This is a genomic window from Longimicrobium sp., from assembly GCF_036388275.1.
Taxonomy (GTDB): domain Bacteria; phylum Gemmatimonadota; class Gemmatimonadetes; order Longimicrobiales; family Longimicrobiaceae; genus Longimicrobium.
The window spans coordinates 82,802-101,425 of sequence record NZ_DASVSF010000055.1; the positions used below are offsets into that span (position 1 = coordinate 82,802).

An 18,624-nucleotide genomic window follows, 5' to 3' on the forward strand; every position below is an offset into this window, starting at 1 on the left:
GTAAGTCGTTGTGAATGCTGGAGATTACGTCGAGCTGCATTGTCACAGCGCCTTCTCGCTGTGTGACGGATCGTCCACGCCGGAGATGCTGGCGGCGCGGGCGGCCGAGCTGGGCTATACGCATCTATCTCTGACGGATCACGACGATCTGGGGGGCGCCGTCCGCTTCTCGAAAGCGTGCAGGGACACGGGGATCACCCCTCTGCTGGGCGCGGAAGCTACTCTGGATGACGGGTCGCACCTCACGCTGATTGTGGAAAACCCGGACGGCTGGAAAAGCCTCTGCGGGCTCCTGTCAAGTGCCCGGATGGAGAGCCCCCGCGGCACGCCGTCGCTGCGCTGGGAAACGCTCGCCGAACGCTCCACCGGGCTGATCACCCTGTCCGGCTGCCCCCGCGGCCGCATCCCCCAATTGCTCTCCGAAGAGCGCTACGCCGAGGCGCGCACCAGGGCGGGGGAGATGAAGGAGGTGTTCGGCGACCGCTTCTTCCTGGAGCTGTGGGATCACCGCACGCACCAGGAGGCGTCGCTGTGCGCGGACCTGCGCGACCTGGCGCGCGACGTGGGCGTGCCCTGGGTGGTCACCCACGACGTGCACTACGCCGACCCCGCCGCGCGCGCCGTGCACGACCTGCTCACCTGCATCCGCCGCGAAACCACGCTCGACGAGGCGCACCGCCGCGGCTGGCTGCGCCCCTCGGCCGAGTGGTGTCTGCAGCCCCCATCCGAGATGGCGCGCCGCTGGCGCCACGCGCCGGAAGGCATTCGCCGCACCCGCGAGATCGCGGAGCGCTGCGGGGGCTTTCAGCTGCTGGACCTGCCCGCCCCGCGTCCCTCCTTTCCCCTGCTCCCCGGCTGGGACTCGGCGGACGCCCTGCTGGAGCACCTGGTGCGCCAGGGGCTTCGCGAGCGGCTGCCGGACGCCTCGGCGCGCCACTGGAGCCAGGTGGAGCACGAGCTCGCCATCATCCGCCAGGTGGGGATGGCCGACCACTTCCTGGTGGTGTGGGACATCTGCCGGTTCGCGCGCGAAAGCGGCATCCTGTGCCAGGGACGCGGCTCGGCGGCCAACTCGCTGGCGTGCTACGCCCTGCGGGTGACGGCGGTGGACCCCGTGGCCAACCAGCTGCTCTTCGAGCGCTTCCTTTCCGTCGAGCGTCCCGAGGCCCCCGACATCGACGTGGATTTCGCCGCGCTGGACGACCGCGAGCGCGTGCTGCAGTACGTCTACACCAAGTACGGACGTGCCCACGCCGCCATGGTGTGCACCCACGTGGAGTACCGCGGCCGCTCGGCCGTGCGCGACGCCATGCACGTGCTGGGGCTTCCCGTGGCGCAGGCGGACCTGCTGGCCAAGCGGCTGGACGGCTACGCGTCGGCGAAGACGGCGGCGGAGTGGCTGGAGATGGGCGAGGGGAAGGCGCTGCGGTCGATTGGGCTGGACCCGGCGGAACCGAAGGCCAAGGCGCTGGTAAAGCTGGTGGCGGGGCTGAACGGGCTGCCGCGGCACCGGGGGATTCACAGCGGCGGGTTCGTGCTGTCCGGCGCGCCGCTGGGCGAGTCGGTGCCCATCGAGCCGGCATCCATGCCGGGGCGCACGGTGATCCAGTGGGACAAGGACGACTGCGCCGACCGCGCCGTTCCCAAGTTCGACCTGCTGGGGCTGGGGATGCTGAAGCTGCTGGGCGAGTGCATCCGCCTGGTGCGCGAGTGGCGGGGAGTGGAGGTGGACATCGGCCGCCTGCCCATGGACGACCCCGCCGTGTTCGCGCAGATCGGGGCGGCCGACACCATCGGCCTCTTCCAGATCGAGAGCCGCGCGCAGGCCAACTTCCTTCCCCGGCTGAAGCCCACCTGCTTCTACGACGTGGTGATCTCCGTGGGCGCCATCCGTCCCGGGCCCATGCTGGGCGGGCAGGTGAAGGAGATGCTGGCGCGCCGGCGCGGCGAGGTGCCCACGGAGTATCCGCATCCCGACCTGGAAGAGGTGCTGGGGCGCACGCACGGCCTGGCGCTCTTCCAGGAGCAGCTGATGCGGTGCGCCATCGTGGTCAGCGGCTGCTCGCCGGGCGAGGCCGACCGCCTGCGCCGCGCCATGAGCCGCAAGCGCACGCGTGACGAGATGCACCAGGCCACCGAGGGCATCCGCCAAGGGATGCGCGCCCGCGGCGTGGACGACCACGCGGCGGACAAGGTGCTGGGGTGGCTGGAGGCGTGCGCCAGCTACACCTTTCCCGAAAGCCACGCCATCTCGTTCGCGCTGCTGGCGTACGCGAGCGCCTGGCTGCGGCTGTACTATCCGGCCGAGTACCTGTGCGCCATCCTGAACGCGCAGCCGATGGGCTTCTACCCCGTGTCGACGCTGATCCACGACGCGCGGCAGCACGGGGTGGTGGTGCTGCCGATCGACCTGGCGGTGAGCGGGTGGGACTGTGGGTTGGAACGGCAGTACCAGGTACCAAGTGCACGGTACCAAGAGAATCCGGTACTTGGTACTGGGGACTTGGCACTTGATCCCCCCGCCGTTCGCGTCGGGCTCCGATACGTACGCGGGCTCGGCAGCGTGACGGGGCGCCGGCTCCGGGCCGAGCTGCAAAAGGCGCCGTTCACCTCCGTCGCCGACGTGGTGGAGCGGTTCCCGTCGGAGCACGGGCTGCGGGCGCTGGCGGCGGCGGGGGCGTTCCGGTCGTGGATCGACGGCGGGCCGCGCCAGGCGCTGTGGACGGTACTGGGCGAGCTGCGGGCACTCCGGAGCGGGGGACCGCTGGCGCCCGCCCCGGAGTCGTCGGCGCGGCTGCCGCAGATGCCGCCCGCCGAGCGGACGCTGATGGCGCACCACGTGACCGGCTTCGATCTGGACGGGCACCCCATGCGCCACCTTCGCGAGCGGCTGGGCGGCTTGGGCGTGGTGGCGCTGGGCGACCTGCGCGGGGAGGGCCGGCGCCACGGCGAGCGCGTGACCACCGCGGGAGTGGTGATCGTGCGCCAGCGACCGGGGACGGCCAAGGGCTTCGTGTTCGTGGGGCTGGAGGACGAAACGGGGCGCCTGGACGTGATCATCCCGCCCCAGCTCTACGAAAAGGAGCGCGAGATCATCAACGGCAACGGCATCCTGGCCGTGCGCGGAAAGCTGGGAAAGGAGGACGGCGTGACGAACCTGAAGGCCGAGACGTTCTTTCCCCTCACGCTCGACGACGCGCGCGAGATCGTGCGCTCACACGACTATCATTGACGCGAGACCGCCTCGATCATCGCTGGTGGGCCTCGCGTTTTCTTCGCATGGCCTCGCAAGCGGCAGAGATTCGGGCGGCCTCTCCTTCAGGCAGCTTGATCTCGGGGTGTCCCTGCCGAACGCTCTCAGCATGCTTTTCCATCATAGAGGCAGAAAACTTATGGGGATCATTGTCGAACTCCGCCCACATCTTGCGGCGAATCTCCCGGATCTCCTCGATTGTCGCGTCGATCTCTTCAGTCCACTCGAAGCCGCAGTCCCAATCGATCATCGTTCCCTCCAAAGCAGGTCCCGCGGAGTTGCGAGCCTCGGCACGTACAATCCCAGCGACGCGTTGATGCGCGCCACGTGAGGCGCCTTGTTGGGATTCGCCAGATGCTTGCAGTTCCACGTCAACAATGAAATCGCATTTGTGCGTCGAGGCAAGGGCAAGGTGCCACGCATCGAACGGTGGTACCGCGGGCATGAGCTTGTGCTTCAGGTATTCATCCACGACCGCGCCCACGGCGGGCCCGGCTTCCAGGCGCAGGAGAGGCGCAGCGAGCGCCATTCGCGAGCGGGCCATTTCGTGGGTTCCAGCCGCGAGTTCTTGCAGTACCACATCGCTAGTGACCAGCTCGCAACGGTCGGGAGCACCCCTCCACCAGAGGCGAGTCCAACGCCGCATCTTGACGACTCCGGGCGTGGTCCGCGGGTCGTGGTAGAAGCTGGGGATCGTGGTTTCGACGTAGACGCGTGGCTTCGGCATGCGGCGAAGGTAACAGCGTCCACATTGGATGCGTAACCCCGCGCTGCAAAGCGGCCACAGGCGTAGCGCAGTGTCCACCTGTGGCGGGAATAGAGGATGAATGTTGGGGTTCGAATGCTCCCACATTTTGCAAGGGGGGCGCTCGCGCATCGCTCTCCCGATTACGGCGAGCGCGCGTGGGGCTGGAGGACGAGACGGGGCGCCTGGACGTGATCATTCCGCCCCAGCTCTACGAAAAGGAGCGCGACATCATCAACGGCAACGGCATCCTGGCCGTGCGGGGAAAGCTGGAAAAGGAGGACGGCGTGACGAACCTGAAGGCCGAGACGTTCTTCCCCCTCACCCTGGACGACGCCCGCGAGATCGTCCGCTCACACGACTATCACTGACGCACGGAACGAGAGTCTTGCGCGCTGGCCCCGCACCACTAACCCTTGTGTCGTTCGGCGGCTCAATCTGGAGTGCCGCATTCTAAATCCCCGCGCGTTAGCTCTGATCTGTGGACTTTACCCACCGGCACTACGCCCAGTTACTAGACGATCTGTTTCAGCGCGGATATCGCACAGCCACAGTACACGAGCATCTGAGCCTGCCGCAGCCAGACCGCGTGGTGCTGCTTCGGCACGACGTTGACTACGATGCTCGACGGGCCGTTCGAATTGCCGAGATTGAAGCAGAGCGTGGCGTAAGGGCGACATACTACTTCCGATCATCGCACTATCCTGGCTCGCACAACCTGTCCCTGATGCACCGCATCGCTTCGATGGGACATGAGGTTGGGTACCACTATGAGACGCTCGACCGCTGCCGCGGTGACCTGACGAGCGCAGCGGCCAACTTTGAGGACGAATTATCTATCATGCGGGGGGAGGGCTTCTCGGTATCGACCGTTTGTCCGCATGGCAACCCTCGCATCCGCAAGCAGGGATACCGTACGAACGGAGATCTCATCCTGCGTATGCCGGAACTACTTCCCCGGAACGGGCTAGTTGGCGACGCTTACGCGTCGATAGACTTCTCCGGGCTTAGCTACATATCCGATGTAGGCGTCTGCTTCATGGGGGTGGGTACCGTGGCCGCGTTACGCAGATCTTGGGGGACGACTGCTCCCCCGCACATCTACCTGCTCACTCATCCCGACTATTGGTCGCCCACCTCGGTGCGCGCTCTTTTCATGTGGTCGGCCGGAAAGTTGATGCGTGCCGCACGCGTCAATCAGGTATTGGTGTCTCTAAGGGGACAAGCCGGGCGGCTGTGAACGAGTGGCAGGTGTGTATCGGGCGCGCATCCCTATCCCGATTACGGCGAGCGCGTCACGACGCGGGGTAGTAAGCCGTGCGCCAGCGGCCGGTGACGCGAAGGGCTCGTGTTCATGGGGCTGGAGGACGAAACGGGGCGCCTGGACGTGATCATCCCGCCCCAGCTCTACGAAAAGGAGCGCGAGATCATCGACGGCAACGGCATCCTGGCCGTGCGCGGAAGCTGGGCAAGAAGGACGGCGTGACGAACCTACAATTTCCAGGAGCCGCATCGGCGAGGGCGGGCGTTGCTGTTCCATGATCTTGACCCGCGCCGCCGAGCAGGACTACTCTCCGGATTGGATGGCTATCCGGCCGTTCACGTTCGAGGCTGGTCGGATCTTCTCGCGGACGTCGGCGAGCCCGTCTCACGGCCAGGCATCGTTCCGGAGCAGGGCATTCTCACGCGCACGGAGCCGATCCCCAATGCCGATCGTGGTCTGGCGGGACAGCGTTGCCATGGGCGACGACGTGGATGCGCCGCATGAGTGGAGTGTCCCGCTGGCGAGCGACACGTCGATCGGCGCGCTGGTCGAGGCGGTGCTGCGCGCGCACTACCTGGCAAGCGTTGCCAGCGGGCATGCGACGTGGATCGTGGAGGGAGCGCGGCCACTGGCGGTGGTGGCGCAGGAGTGGGCGGCACCCCGGTGGCTGGTGGCGCCCGAGTTGCCCGCCGCGGCCCTGGCTCGGCCGGGCAGGCGTCCGGAATTCCAGGTTCGTTACTGGGGGCAGGTCGATCCCGGCCGCGTGTACGATTACCTGCAGGCGGGGGAGCCGCTACCCGACCCATACGAACGCTGACGGGGATGACTCTGGCTCCGCCTTTGCGCGCAGTGTTGCCATCACTATACGGTGCTACGATGATGATCAGGAGAGAAACGGGCAAGATCTATCTGCCGGAATCCGAGTGCCCGATCGGCCCGGAATTAACACGAGAAAGCTTTTTAGTGTCCTCTTTGTCCCAAGGCGCGAAGATAGGGGTGCAGAATGAGCCTTGGTGTTCGTATTGCCTTGCTCCTGTCGGAGTGGCGGGTACACGGTTTTACATCATGCTGTACTTTCATTCACAAAAACTGGAGCGCGTGACCTTGACTGATGCACATCCGCGCTTTGGCACTTCTTGGGCCGATGTGACGGAGGAAAAGATGACGCAGCAGAAAGAGCAGAATGACACATGGCTTAAAGTATGGAATCTACTTCCAGCCCTTTATTCCTGGGGGCGTGTGGAGAACTCGGTAGACCTACATAACATGGAAAGCAGCATCATTTTCAGCTATAGATAAAGTCATCTTCTACGGACTTGGATGGTTCGTCCGCCCGACCCAGGGCGACGCGAACTGGTGGCACGGGGGATAGCTGCCCGGCACGACGGCCATGCTCGTGCGCTCGTATGACAACTTTTCGATGGTTGGGCTGTTCAACGCCCGCTCCTTGACGCCCAACTCCGAGCCCGCGCTGGAGGCCGCGCTATGGAGTGCGCTTGCCGGCGTTACGTCGATTCCGGCGCACGACCTGTTTTCGACCTTCCAATGACCTGAGACGCAGGAGGCGTCCGGGGCCTGACCAGGTTCATCTGACGAGCACAAACACTCTCGATCACAGCGGGTGCCGGCTCGCCTATGAAGTGGTGGGCGAAGGTCCGCCCGTACTCTTCATCCAGGGCGTCGGCGTGCACGGCGGCGGCTGGTCACCCCAGGTCGAGGCGCTCTCGTCCGGGTTCCGCTGCCTCTCCTTCGACAACCGGGGCATGGGAGCCAGCCAGCCTCTCACACTGCCGCTCACGGTCGAGCAGATGGCGGACGATGCGCGGGCACTCCTCGCCTGCCAGGGGTGGGACTCCGCCCACGTGGTCGGGCACTCCCTGGGCGGGCCGGTCGCACTGGAGCTGGCACTCTCGGCGCCGGAGCGGGTGCGCAGCCTTTCGCTCCTCTGCACCGTGGCCCGCGGGCGCGATGCCACCCGGCTCTCACGGCGAATGCTGTGGCTGGGGCTTCGCTCCTCGGTCGGCACGCGGCGGATGCGACGGCGTGCGTTCCTGGAGATCGTCATGCCGCCGGGGGCTGTCGTCGCGAGCGAGGCGGAGGAGTTGGCGGCGCGCCTGGAACCGCTCTTCGGGCACGACCTGGCGGATCAGCCGCCCGTGGCGATGCGGCAGCTGCGGGCACTGCGCGCGTATAATGCGAGTACGAGGCTGGGCAGGCTGGCACGAGTGGCGACACTGGTCGTCAGCGCCACGCACGACCCAATCGCACCGCCGCGGTACGGACGGGCGCTGGCGGAAGGGGTGCCGGGCGCCCGATTCGTCGAGGTGAGCGATGCCTCGCACGGAGTGACGATCCAGCATGCCGAGCAGATCAATACCCTGCTGAGGGAGCACCTCACGCGAGCAGAGGCGCAGCGTCACTCCGGAGCCGGGAGGCTTGCGAACCACGCCCGATAGGGGGTGTTCCTCGCCAGGTGCCGGTTGTAATCGGGGGCTCCGTCCGTCCACCAGACCGCCCCTCGCTCTCCCAGGGCGACTTTCGCCCGGTTCACCGCGGCGCGAGCCAGGCGCACAACCTCCTCGTCTTCCGCGCGCTTCGCCCTTCCCACCGCGGCACGCGCCTGCATCAGCTCCCGCGTGAGCTGCCCGCGCTCGTCCTGGTTCAACCCTGGGTTGGTACAGCGCCAGAGACGGCCCCGCACCACGAAGTATCTTCCATCGGGGGTGACCGGGTAGCGCATCCGCACCGTGTCCCGTAAGCTGAGCTCAGGCGTCTCCGGCGGGCCGTCAGCAGGGTTCATTCCCCGCGTGGTGCTCCGCAAGGTGGCGGCGAGTGACTGAGGGAGGAATTCGCGGCCGCGGGCACTCCGCCACGCGCCAAGTTCGGCACACGCTAAGTCCCTGCAGGGCCAGATCTTCGATGAGGGTCGCTCGGACGCGCGAGTTGCACTCCACCGGAAGCATCGCCCGCCAGCCCACCGAACTCGGCAGCGGACGGCCAGCGCGGGCACTGGTAATTTCAGGCATCCTTCCGCAGCTAAAGTGAGATTGCGAGGCGAGCGATAGACGATGGCCGCTGATCTGATTGCCGAAATCGAAATCGACGCCGAGGGACGGCTGCACGTGACACCGGGATCGGTGGCCTTTCCGCTCGTTTGGCGTGAGGCGATGGGGTGAATTGGGATCCGGTCCGGCGAACCCTTCACTCGCCTCCTCCGCGCGAGTGGACCCACGCCCGCTGGTTCGGCCAGATTCTGGCCGCAGCCCAGGAGCAGGGGTGCAAACTTCACATTTCGGGCGCCACGCGCTGGACGAACGTGCCGCAACCCCTCAGAAAAGAGATTGGGCTCGTTGCTTCCGGGATCATCAACGGCAACAGCATCCTCGCGTAATCCTGAAGGCGACGAGTGATCTCAGCGCCGCGAATCATGGTCTCCCATCTTCTTGACTGGCGCTGTCCAGCAGGGCAGCTTTGGCGAGCGCGGCCTTCGGAGCGGCCCAATTGGGCGACGGTAAGCAGTATCGAAGCTCCCTCACCTCTGACCTCCCATCCTATGCGCCTCACAGCCATCCTGACGTCCCTCCTCGTGATCGCGCTCGCCGGCGAATCGCAGGCGCAGGCCACGCCGGCGCCCCGCCCCGAGCTCCCCTCGGTGGAACTGTCGCCGGAGCTGGATCGCGTGCTCCGCGATTACGAATCTGCCTGGCGGCGCGGCGACGCAGCGGGCCTGGCCGCGCTCTTCGCCGAAGACGGCTTCGTCCTGCAGGGCGGGCGCGCGCCCATCCGCGGGCGGGCCGCGATCGAGGCGGCGTACGCCGGTCAGGCGGGCGGGCCGCTCCGCCTGCGGGCGCTCGCGGCCGCGACGGCGGACACGGTGGGCTACATCATCGGCGCGTACGGCTACGGCGATGCGCCGGGTGACCAGGGCAAGTTCACGCTGACCCTCCGCCGGGGGCCAGACGGGCGGTGGCTCATCTTCTCGGACATGGATAACTCGAGCCGGCCGGCGCGCCAGGGTGGCGCCGCGCCGCCGTCCTGACGAATCGATGCCACTGCCAGGAGGCGCGCACCCGATGCTACGGCATGCGATTCTGTTCACTCAGCAACAAGCTGGACCATTAACCTTAACGAGGATGTTCATGCGCCTCCCGCCTGTAGTTCTACTGATTGGGCTCACCGCATGCGCGTCGAGCGGAGCTTCATCGCACGAGGATGCTCCGGTCGTCGCCTGCCAGGTGCCAGTTGCTTCCTCGCCGCAGACCTGGCGTCAAATCACGGCGGAGGGTTTTACCTTCTGCGTGCCCTCCACCTGGCGTCAGAGTGGCGCGAACACCTTCAGGGGGGAGGGGGGCTGGATTCGCTGGGGAGTGGGACAGTACCGGCCAACCGCCATTGCCACCACGACGGTGAATGTTCCGGCGGGTCAGCTGCCACTTTCCGCGGGCCGCCAGAATCGCTTCTCTGAATCGATTGGGGGCAGCATCGCAGAACTATGGGACAACGAGCTGGAGGGCACGCTGTACACCGGTGCCCAGTGGACGCGTCCTTCGGTCTATCTGCTCGGCCAATCGACGAGCCAGGCTGTGCGCTTGCAACAGCTCCAGGTTTACCGCACCGTGCGCTTTACCATGAAATAGGTTTTTCCGGGCGCCGCACGCAGGCACATATCCATCCACGATATCGGTCGGGTCAGATTCAGCCGCACCGGGCTGCGCTCGCGTCAGTGAATGAGCAGTAGCCACTCCTGGCATCCACGTTTAGCGAGTTGAAGCTCACCGGCGAAGCTTAGGACAGTGCGGAACCACAGACTCATACCAAGATGCTTGCGCAATTCATTTATGGACACTATATAGGTTGATGCGTGCCGCCAACACTTTATCAAGGATCGAATCATGTCGAACGGAAACACGCCCCCTCCCGGTTCCTACCAGCAGACCAGCCAGAACGTCGTGTTCACCCCCGACGGGGGTGGAGGTGGAACGCTGACCGCGCTCTGCCAGAAGATCGACGGTAGCTGGGTACAAAGCACGCTGAAGTACGACGTTGCCAACTGCAACGGGGTGCTCACCTACGGCGGGTGCTGACATCCCACGACTCTGCAGCACCACATGTCCTTCGGCCCGCGGGGATCGGCACGCCCCCGCGGGCTCATTGGTATTCGCCATTCCTGCCGCACGGGCAGCGGCCCAAGGGTGAGAGAAAGCGCACGGCCCCGCAGCGATCTCGCCACGGGGGCAGATCGCGTGGAGCGACGATTCGCGCCAGATCGTTCCTCACCGAACGATCACTGATGCGCGTGCGCCTCTGGCGATTGTTCCTGCGCCTCGATTTCTCTCAATAGCGCCTGGCAAGCGGCGATGATCCGGGCGTCCTCTTCTGGCGACGACGACGACTTGATTTCAGGGTGCCCTTGGGCGACGCGTTCGGCGTGTCGCTTCATCATGTGGGCAGACATCTTGTGAGGATCATTGTCGAACTCCTCCCACATCTGGCGGCGAATCTCCCAGATCTCCTCAATGGTGGCGTCAATCTCTTCAGTCCACTCGAAGCCGCAGTCCGGGTCGATCATCGTTCCCTCCAGAGCAGGTCACGCGAAGTTACAAGTTCAACCCGGGCGATCGGTGACGTGCACGCGTAGTCCGCGAGCGGCGCAGCCCTTTTCCTGGTGTTGATATCCGCGCCCTGGGAAACCGCGGACCGTAGATCACGCGCCTTCCGGATTGCCGCTCCAGCGCCATGTAGTGGTGGCCCATCTTGAGCGGATCATGATCGAACCGCTCCCATATCTTCCGGCGGACCTCCCAGATCTCTTCGATGATCGCGTCTATCTCGTCGTCCCATTCAAGGATGGCGTCGAAATCTTCGGCGTCGAAAGCATCGCTCATGGTTCCCTCCGGAGGAGAGCCTGTGGAGTCACGAGCCGGGGTACGTAGAGCCCCAGGGACAGATTGATCCGTTCCACGCGCCCAGCCTTGCTGGGGTTTGCCAGGTGCTTGCAGTTCCACGTGAGAATGAAATCACAGTCGTGGCACGACGCAAGCGCGAGGTGATAGGCATCATACGGCGGATACGCGGGCATCAGCTTCTGATCAACGTATATCTGCGCCGCCTCGAGCATACGGGCCGTCGATCCGAGCAGCCGAAGCGATTGGATCAATCTCAATCGTTCTCGTGCCAGGTCCATACTCCCGGCTGCGAGCTCCTCGACCACGTACTCGCTGGTGACGAGTTCGTACCGTTCCGCGGCGCCTGCCCACCACAGGCGCGTCCAGCGGCGCCTGACCAGCACCGCTGGCGAGGTGCGCGGATCGTGGTAGAAGCTGGGGACGGTCGTTTCGACGTAGACGCGGGGCTTCGGCATGCGGCGAAGGTAACAGCGTCCACATTGGATGCGTAACCCTGCGCTGCAAAGCGGCCACAGGCGTAGCGGAGTGTCCACCTGTGACGGGAATGGAGCATGTCACGGCCTCGTCCCGCCGCCTTTCCCCGATGTGCAGGGTACGCCCGTTGCGTTGGAAAAATCCTGTCACGGCGCGGCCGGACGGGGATCATCCCGCCCGGGAGCCGCAACCTGTTCCAGGAAAGAGACATGGCATCTCCGGCGATTGCGCGGGCGCGCTACCAGGGGCTGGCGGCGGCGCGCAGGTGGGAGCACGAGCCGGCGCGGCCGAAGGAAAAGTTCACGCTGTCCGTGGGCGACCGCGTGGGCGAGCTGACGGTGATCGGCCACGTGGCGTGCGGGCGCATGACCGAGCTGTACCAGGTGTGGAGCAACCGCCACTGGTGCGCGCTCACGGGAAAGATCCTGCTCCCCGAGCACTGCGTGAACGGCGTGGCGCCCGTGTCGTTCCGCCGCGAGGCCGAGGTGCTCGACAAGCTCAAGCACCCCAACATCGTGCGGCTGTTCGGCAGCGGCGAGGCAGACGGGCGGGCGTTCATCCTGCTGGAGTACCTGGCCGGGCCCTCGCTGTTCGACGTGCTGGAGGGGCTCACGCAGCGCCGCCTGCAGGTGCCCGACGCCATCCGCGCCATCATGCACGTGGGCGCCGCCATCCACTACCTTCACCGCTGCGGCTACCTGTACCGCGACCTGAAGCCCGGCAACGTGCACCTGCGCGAGGGCGTGCCGGTGCTGCTGGACTTCGACGTGGTGCGCGAGATCGAGCCCATCCGCCGCCCCGCCGACCGTTTGGGGACTGCGCCGTACATGGCGCCCGAGCAGGTGCTGAAGCAGCCGCTGACCGCCGCGACCGACGTGTACGGCCTGGGGGCGCTGCTGTACGAGTGCGTCACCGGCAAGTGGCCGACCGAGGAGCCCGAGGACGAGGACGACGAGGCGTTCTGGGACGAGCTGGACGAGGACGAGGAGACTGACGAGCGGCCGGTGGCGCGGGCCCGTCCCCCCACCGAGGGCCGCGACCTGACCACGAAGGAGCTGGAGCAGCGCTATCCGCAGATCACGCAGGCGCCCGTGCCGCCGCGCGCCCACAACTCCGGCGTGCCGCGCGACCTGGAAAAGCTGATCCTGCGCTGCCTGGCCGCCGACCCCGCCGACCGCTTTCAGACCGTCTCGGGAATGCTGGCCGCCCTCGCCCCCATGCTCAAGGGCCGCCACCGCATGTGGCCGGAGAACGCGCCCATCGAGCGCCGGGCGGATACGGCAACCCGGTAACGAAGGTAACTACGGCAACCAACGTAACTACGGTCACGACCGAACCGTAGTTACCGTTCTGACCGTTGTGACCGCAGTTACTTCAGTCTACGGTCGTCCGGAATCAGCGACTTGTGGATGCCCACTGCCGCCCGCGCGCCCTCGGCCGCGGCGCGCAGCGCCAGGCGTGAGCCGGGGATGATGTCGCCCGCCGCGTACACACCGGGCACCGTGGTCTGGTGCTCCTTGTCTACCTCCAGGATCCCGTCCAGGTCCGCCTCGCACCCCAGGTCCGCGGGAAAGCTGGAGCCGGGGCCTGACGCAATGTGAAAGAACAGCGCGTCGAATTCCTCCGTCTCCCCACCGTGGTAAACGACGCGCTGGATCTGCCCGCCCTCGCCCTCCAGCCGCTCGATCACGGCCTCCCGCACCGGGATGTTCCACCGCTCCAGCGCCGTTTTCGCGGGTTCCTCCATGTCGGGCGGGTGGCCGTGCGTGAGGATGGTCAGGTTCTCCGTCCACGTCAGCATGTACATGCAATACGCGGCGATGGAGCGGCCCCAGCCGATCACCCCCACCTTTTTGTCGGCGATGCCCGGGCCGTCGCAGTCCGGGCAGTGCCAGATGCTGGTGCCGTAGAAGTCGTGGAAGTTCGGGATTTCGGGGAGGATGTCGCGCAGCCCCGTCGCGATCAAAATGCGCCGCGCGCCGAAGGTGCGGCCGTCCTCCACCGTGACCGTGAAGTCGTCCTGCGTGCCCGTGATCTCCGTGACCACGGCGGGCTCGTACTCGGCGCCGGCGTCGATGGCCTGCAGGCGCGCGACCTTCCTCAACTCGGCCGGGGGCGGGTCCTTGATGCCCAGGTACCCGTGGACAGCCCAGGTCTCGGCGTTGCGCGGGTCTTCGGCGTCGAAGACGCGCACTTTGCGGCGATAGCGCGCCAGCCACAGCCCCGCCGCCAGCCCCGCTGGCCCCCCGCCGACCACGATCACGTCGTACATCCCGCCGTACGGCATCCGGTATCCCTCCGCGCGTTTTCACCCAGGCAAGCGAGGGACGGCGGGGGTGCAATCGGCGGGCCGGGTGCGCGCCAACGCACCGGCGGTTGCCGTGGGGGCGGTGGCGTGTATACTGCATTTTCCCGAACGATCCACCGATTCCGCCGCCGCCGGGCCGACCTTCGTCCGCCCGTGCCTGACCGCTGTCTGGAGGCTGCCGTGCTCCGTTGCATCCGAACCGTCCCCCTCGCGGCGTTCGCGCTGGCCGCGTCCGCATCTGCCCTGAACGCGCAGGCCTCGACCGGCGGGAGCGGCCCCGGCGCCGAGAACCCGCGCATCCACGAGATCGTCCGCCAGGTGTCGCCCGCGCGCCTGGAGGCCGACGTGCGGCGGCTGGCCGCATTCGGCACGCGGCACACGACGTCGGACACGGTTTCGGCCACGCGCGGCATTGGGGCGGCGCGCCGGTGGATCTTCGCCGAGTTCCAGCGCATCTCGCGCGAGTGCGGCGGGTGCCTGGACGTGCAGTACGTCAGCGAGGTGATTCCGGGCGGGCAGAACCAGCGCATTCCCCGCGACACGCGCGTGGTGAACGTCGTCGCCATCCAGCGCGGGCAGACGGACCCCGACCGCCACGTGCTGATCCTGGGGCACTACGACTCGCGGGTGACGGACGTGATGAACGACACCTCTGACGCGCCGGGCGCCAACGACGACGCGTCGGGAACGGCGGCGGTGATCGAGGCCGCGCGCGTGCTGAGCAAGCACCGCTTCGACGGCACCCTGGTGTACGCCGCGCTGGCGGGCGAGGAGCAGGGACTGAACGGAGCCCAGATCCTCACCCGCCACGCGCAGGCGAACAACTGGCGCATCGCCGGCGTGCTGAACAACGACATCATCGGCAACTCGCGGGGCATCAACGGCGCGGCCGACAACACCGTCGTGCGCATCCTGTCGCCCGGCATTCCGCCCGAGGCGCCGGCCGCCGTGCTGCGCCAGTACCTGTACAGCGGCGGCGAGCTCGATGTCCCCACCCGCCAGCTGGCGCGCTACGTGGACCGCATCGCCGACCGCTACGTGCCCAACCTCGACGCGCAGATCATCTACCGCCTGGACCGCTTCGGCCGTGGCGGCGACCACACGCCGTTCTTTTTGGCCGGCTTTCCTGCCGTGCGGCTGACGGAGCTGTACGAGGACTACACGCGCCAGCACCAGGACCTGCGTGTGGAGAACGGCATCGAGTACGGCGACGTTCCCGACGCGATGGACTTCGTCTACAACGCCAAGGTCACGGCGCTGAACACCGCCTCCATGGCGTCGCTGGCCTGGGCGCCCGCCGCGCCGGACTCGGTGACCATCCGCGGGGCCGTGACGCCGCACACGGTGCTGCGCTGGAAGGCGGTGGACGCGCCGGACCTGGCGGGCTACCGCGTGTACTGGCGCCTGCCGACGGACGCCAACTGGACGCACTCGCGCTGGGTGGGCAATGTGGCCGAGGCCACGCTGGAGAACATCGTCATCGACAACTGGTTCTTCGCGGTCGCCGCCGTGGACCGCGACGGCAACGAGAGCCTCACCGTCTTCCCGGTGCCAGGCAGGTAGGCGCGTTGCCGGAAACACGAAGCCGCCGGGGAGCTTCCCCTGGCGGCTCGTCGTCATCGCGCTCGGGCCTGCCGACGAACGCTACTCCCATCGCAGCTCGGCACGCCGACCGCCGATGACACCTGTTGCGTTCACGGCCTGCGGTGTGGTAGGCGGAAACCGTTGCGCGAGAGAGCAGCTAGGGTCCCTCGCGCCTTAGAATCCGTTACCAAGCCTCGCTCATGGAGATCTCTCAGCACGGCACGCCCACCCTCGTCCATGTGCAACAGCCCGCTGATTGCCCACTCGGCGGCATTCGGAAAATCCTCTCGCAAGCCGTTCTGAGTCGCGACCACACGCATCAAACCGAGCGCTGAGCTCGCTTCGGCCAGGACGGGGAAGCTATAAGATATGAGTCTTTGCCTGATGTCCGTGTCCGACGTCTGGTGGTAAAGCCTCACCAGCCGGCGCGCCACGCGGGAGCCCGTCGCTTCGTCCTGGGCTCCGGCTATGGTCAACAGACTAACCGAGGTTGATCGTACCTCCGCTGACCTCGATGTTGCGGCAAGGTGCTGGAGCCCGTCGAAGATAGAGTCGATCACCGCACTGGGTAAGTGCTCCGACTCTCCCAAAACACTGGACATGATCATCATCGCCCGTGGGGGGTCTTCAGGAGCAACCCGCTCCATCCGGGCAAGGAGAATCGGTACCGACGGCACGTTTACGATGGAGCGGGATCCTCCGCTCTGATGGTGGGTGATCGACCACCCATTGGGAGTACGGACCACTTCAACGGACTGTGCCTGGACCGGTTTCGTGGTGACTGCGGCAAGCAACAAAGCACCGATCAGGGAGGTCGCCGCACCACGAGGCAGATGGATACGCATGAGATTACTAGATGCCGAAGGGATTGGGAGCAATCGCATAGAAACTGCCGTCACTCGGGTTGTAGGCCCACAGGGTTCCGGACCAATTGCCACTGATACCGTTTACGTGATTCGCGGAATAGTTGGAAAGGTCGCGGCCGCGATCGAGCGCTTGCTGGCGCGCCCCCTCCCGCACCCACAATTCCTGGGTTGCGACTATTGGTTCCATCGCAGCGTAGGGATCATACGCCAACTGTCCGGCGGCGTATCGACCGACAGATTCGTGCCCATTGCTACCATTTGATCCAAACCCTTCATGCGCCCACGCAGCAGTGATCATCGCGTCCATGGCAACGCCCTTGCAGTACGGGTTGAACTCGTAAAAATTCGCATGAATGGAAGTCCCGGTCAGCCCGCCGTTACGGCACTCCTGGGCTTGGGTCGCATCGGCAACGTGGAACCGCGGACCACCCGGAAGCACATTCGGATTGAGGTTTGAACCTCGGTCCATCCGGTAACTCGCCCCCGTAAGATACCACATACCATGATTCGGCCCCCCGGACACTTGCGCCACCGAATATCCGTTTGGATCTGGGTCGAGGCGCAGGGGGTCGCAGCGGTTTGCCGCCGTGTTCCAACCGATAATAAATCCCGCTGTCGTCGCGGATTGGCCGTAGCACGCGGGCGCGCCCCCCTGCTGGAAACTCCACTTGCTGGAGTCCCAGCGCCACCCGCGGTTCGTCACAGCAAAACCAGAGAAGTATTCTTGTGGGCCGGTGCCCGTATCTACGATGACGGAAACGATGCCTCCATGGACGGCGGTCCCGCTCCACGTGTGATCGGATGATGGCTCCCGATGACCGCCCCCCTGCCCCGCCGTGTCGGTATATACCCATTCGCTCACAACCGTCGAGAGCTCATCGGCAGTGGTGAGCGAACATGTGACCACGCTGCCCCTCGTGACCTGCGCCGGGCAGACGAGCATCGGGCCATAACAAGGACTGGTGCCTCCGGAGCCGCGGTCGGGCGAGTTGGGATCGACGGAGACAATTGGCCCCGTCGACGGGCTCGAGGGTTCCCCAGTACCTGGACCGGTAGCAGGTGTTCCGATCGCGGTGACACCCTCAAGCATGAAGCAGTTCTTATCCGGATCGTACTGGTCTCCGACCTTGGAGTTACACGGCTCGTCCGCTGACATCGTACCTACCGTCTGCCCGCCAGCGCGAACATATTCGTAGCGAGCATTCCGAGGCACCTTCAGGCGCTGCTCGAGCAACCGCACTGCCAGACGGGTGCGTGGGATCGTACAGTTGGCCACAAGTACTGCTTCCTTGCCCGGTTCCTGCAAACGGTACTGATACCTGAGAGTAACACCGTCATCCCGGAGTGCTGCGGGGGGGAAATTCCAGGGCAAACTGGGAGTAGCTGTAAGGGTAAGGTTTGCCGGTCACAGCCTGGCTAATGAAGCAGCCGTAGGGGCCAGATGCCTGTTCTCGTGCAGCAACTGAGTTGCGAGCCCCAGGATCTGCTCCAGTAGGAAGCCTGTGGCCCGCGTCCTGACACGCCGATACGAGGAAAGCCGACTGTGGTGGGATATCCAGGGTGGGCTGAAGCTTGTCATTGTCCACTGTGGGTGGGCTGAATGACACCAGCACCCGGCGGGCGGCAAACACCCGTGAGGCGACAACCATCTGGATACATTGGGCTGGTTTTGTCACTGCGCAAGTATTCGTAGCTGCCCTTGGTGAACCGGTTACAGGCTCCACTTACTCCGAGTGCCGGACCCTCCGGACCGCGCGGCGTCCAGCCGGTGCGGATGGGGATCTGGATAAGGGGGACGCAAACGAAGGTCCCGCCCAAAACGACATCCGCAACGATCCAGGGACGAAACGAAAGACCCTCCCCCAGCGCACTGGAGAAGGGCCATCCACACCTAACGCACTTCCGCACTAACGCACTCACGCACCCGCTCCCTCCGCATCATCCGCCAGCGCCAGGGTCCGCAGCGCCGCCTTCCGCCGCTGCGGCATGGTGGCCGTATCCAGCGCGTCGATGCTGTCCACCGTGAACCCCTCCGCCGGGTCGAAGCCCAGGCTGGCCAGCAGCTCGCGGATGTAGTCCTCTTCCAGCCCGCGGTCGCGGAGGCGCTCCCCGATCTCGTCGTCCGTCATTCCGTATCTTGAATCCGATGTTGGACGTTCGGGTACACCGATGGACGGAGCGGGTGCCGATGGAGAAGCGCCGCGCGCGAATCCAATCGCGCGCG

General features: G+C 65.9%; 22 protein-coding genes. 14 read left to right on the forward strand and 8 right to left on the reverse strand.

The annotated features are described in order from the left end of the window. The first annotated feature begins 10 nt into the window (after nt 1-10). Nucleotides 11-3,232: an error-prone DNA polymerase gene (locus tag VF632_RS11585; RefSeq protein WP_331023048.1), complete on the forward strand. Its 3,222-nt coding sequence runs from the start codon at nt 11-13 to the stop codon at nt 3,230-3,232. 16 nt (nt 3,233-3,248) lie between these two features. On the opposite strand, the gene VF632_RS11590 is transcribed toward VF632_RS11585, so the two are convergent. After that, the gene (locus VF632_RS11590) at nt 3,249-3,797 is read right to left on the reverse strand and encodes a hypothetical protein (RefSeq protein WP_331023049.1); all 549 of its coding nucleotides are present in this window, start codon (nt 3,795-3,797) and stop codon (nt 3,249-3,251) included. A gap of 359 nt (nt 3,798-4,156) precedes the next feature. Between VF632_RS11590 and VF632_RS11595 the strand changes: the two genes are divergently transcribed. The 7 genes from VF632_RS11595 (at nt 4,157) to VF632_RS11625 (ending at nt 7,718) form a co-directional block, all read left to right on the forward strand. Continuing rightward, complete coding sequence (locus tag VF632_RS11595; protein WP_331023050.1) at nt 4,157-4,369, forward strand: hypothetical protein; 213 nt, start codon at nt 4,157-4,159, stop codon at nt 4,367-4,369. Nucleotides 4,370-4,479: 110 nt separating this feature from the next. After that, nucleotides 4,480-5,238, forward strand: a complete 759-nt coding sequence (locus VF632_RS11600) for a hypothetical protein (protein ID WP_331023051.1) — start codon at nt 4,480-4,482, stop codon at nt 5,236-5,238. Between the two features lie 108 nt (nt 5,239-5,346). Beyond that, nucleotides 5,347-5,484 (forward strand): hypothetical protein, encoded by a 138-nt coding sequence (locus VF632_RS11605; RefSeq protein WP_331023052.1) that lies wholly within the window; start codon nt 5,347-5,349, stop codon nt 5,482-5,484. A 220-nt stretch (nt 5,485-5,704) separates the two neighbouring features. Continuing rightward, nucleotides 5,705-6,079: a hypothetical protein gene (locus VF632_RS11610; RefSeq protein ID WP_331023053.1), complete on the forward strand. Its 375-nt coding sequence runs from the start codon at nt 5,705-5,707 to the stop codon at nt 6,077-6,079. 59 nt (nt 6,080-6,138) lie between these two features. Beyond that, complete coding sequence (locus VF632_RS11615; RefSeq protein WP_331023054.1) at nt 6,139-6,561, forward strand: hypothetical protein; 423 nt, start codon at nt 6,139-6,141, stop codon at nt 6,559-6,561. Between the two features lie 91 nt (nt 6,562-6,652). After that, nucleotides 6,653-6,811 (forward strand): hypothetical protein, encoded by a 159-nt coding sequence (locus VF632_RS11620; RefSeq protein WP_331023055.1) that lies wholly within the window; start codon nt 6,653-6,655, stop codon nt 6,809-6,811. Between the two features lie 94 nt (nt 6,812-6,905). Then, nucleotides 6,906-7,718 carry an alpha/beta hydrolase gene (locus tag VF632_RS11625; RefSeq protein WP_331023056.1) on the forward strand — a complete coding sequence of 271 codons (813 nt, stop codon included), beginning with the start codon at nt 6,906-6,908 and terminating at the stop codon, nt 7,716-7,718. Here VF632_RS11625 and VF632_RS28055 read toward each other — a convergent pair. Further along, a complete protein-coding gene (locus VF632_RS28055) occupies nt 7,679-8,002 on the reverse strand; it encodes a hypothetical protein (protein WP_349263993.1) in 324 nt (107 codons plus the stop codon). The two genes, VF632_RS11625 and VF632_RS28055, sit on opposite strands and share 40 nt — an antisense overlap. Nucleotides 8,003-8,434: 432 nt before the next feature. Here VF632_RS28055 and VF632_RS28235 point away from each other — a divergent pair, with 432 nt between their 5' ends. The 4 genes from VF632_RS28235 (at nt 8,435) to VF632_RS11640 (ending at nt 10,346) form a co-directional block, all read left to right on the forward strand. Further along, complete coding sequence (locus VF632_RS28235; RefSeq protein ID WP_414682892.1) at nt 8,435-8,653, forward strand: hypothetical protein; 219 nt, start codon at nt 8,435-8,437, stop codon at nt 8,651-8,653. A gap of 162 nt (nt 8,654-8,815) precedes the next feature. Continuing rightward, the gene (locus VF632_RS11630) at nt 8,816-9,301 is read left to right on the forward strand and encodes a nuclear transport factor 2 family protein (protein WP_331023057.1); all 486 of its coding nucleotides are present in this window, start codon (nt 8,816-8,818) and stop codon (nt 9,299-9,301) included. Between the two features lie 94 nt (nt 9,302-9,395). Beyond that, nucleotides 9,396-9,899 (forward strand): hypothetical protein, encoded by a 504-nt coding sequence (locus tag VF632_RS11635; RefSeq protein WP_331023058.1) that lies wholly within the window; start codon nt 9,396-9,398, stop codon nt 9,897-9,899. A 255-nt stretch (nt 9,900-10,154) separates the two neighbouring features. Further along, nucleotides 10,155-10,346: a hypothetical protein gene (locus tag VF632_RS11640; protein ID WP_331023059.1), complete on the forward strand. Its 192-nt coding sequence runs from the start codon at nt 10,155-10,157 to the stop codon at nt 10,344-10,346. A 200-nt stretch (nt 10,347-10,546) separates the two neighbouring features. Here VF632_RS11640 and VF632_RS11645 read toward each other — a convergent pair whose 3' ends face one another. The 3 genes from VF632_RS11645 to VF632_RS11655 are packed head-to-tail and all read right to left on the reverse strand — an operon-like array spanning nt 10,547 to nt 11,623. Beyond that, a complete protein-coding gene (locus VF632_RS11645) occupies nt 10,547-10,831 on the reverse strand; it encodes a hypothetical protein (RefSeq protein WP_331023060.1) in 285 nt (94 codons plus the stop codon). 28 nt (nt 10,832-10,859) lie between these two features. Continuing rightward, the gene (locus VF632_RS11650) at nt 10,860-11,147 is read right to left on the reverse strand and encodes a hypothetical protein (protein WP_331023061.1); all 288 of its coding nucleotides are present in this window, start codon (nt 11,145-11,147) and stop codon (nt 10,860-10,862) included. After that, the gene (locus tag VF632_RS11655) at nt 11,144-11,623 is read right to left on the reverse strand and encodes a type II toxin-antitoxin system VapC family toxin (RefSeq protein ID WP_331023062.1); all 480 of its coding nucleotides are present in this window, start codon (nt 11,621-11,623) and stop codon (nt 11,144-11,146) included. The genes VF632_RS11650 and VF632_RS11655 overlap by 4 nt, the downstream gene beginning before the upstream one ends. Nucleotides 11,624-11,851: 228 nt before the next feature. Here VF632_RS11655 and VF632_RS11660 point away from each other — a divergent pair, with 228 nt between their 5' ends. After that, nucleotides 11,852-12,934 (forward strand): serine/threonine-protein kinase, encoded by a 1,083-nt coding sequence (locus VF632_RS11660; RefSeq protein WP_331023063.1) that lies wholly within the window; start codon nt 11,852-11,854, stop codon nt 12,932-12,934. A 77-nt stretch (nt 12,935-13,011) separates the two neighbouring features. Here VF632_RS11660 and VF632_RS11665 read toward each other — a convergent pair whose 3' ends face one another. Next, a complete protein-coding gene (locus VF632_RS11665; RefSeq protein WP_331023064.1) occupies nt 13,012-13,929 on the reverse strand; it encodes an NAD(P)/FAD-dependent oxidoreductase in 918 nt (305 codons plus the stop codon). Between the two features lie 201 nt (nt 13,930-14,130). On the opposite strand from VF632_RS11665, the gene VF632_RS11670 reads away from it, so the two are divergent. After that, entirely contained in the window at nt 14,131-15,513 is a 1,383-nt protein-coding gene (locus VF632_RS11670) for a M28 family peptidase (protein WP_331023065.1), read from the forward strand. Nucleotides 15,514-16,386: 873 nt separating this feature from the next. Here VF632_RS11670 and VF632_RS11675 read toward each other — a convergent pair. Together VF632_RS11675 and VF632_RS11680 are read right to left on the reverse strand one after the other, a co-directional pair. Continuing rightward, complete coding sequence (locus tag VF632_RS11675; protein WP_331023066.1) at nt 16,387-16,899, reverse strand: hypothetical protein; 513 nt, start codon at nt 16,897-16,899, stop codon at nt 16,387-16,389. A 1,417-nt stretch (nt 16,900-18,316) separates the two neighbouring features. Then, complete coding sequence (locus VF632_RS11680; protein WP_331023067.1) at nt 18,317-18,529, reverse strand: hypothetical protein; 213 nt, start codon at nt 18,527-18,529, stop codon at nt 18,317-18,319. Between the last annotated feature and the right edge of the window lie 95 nt (nt 18,530-18,624).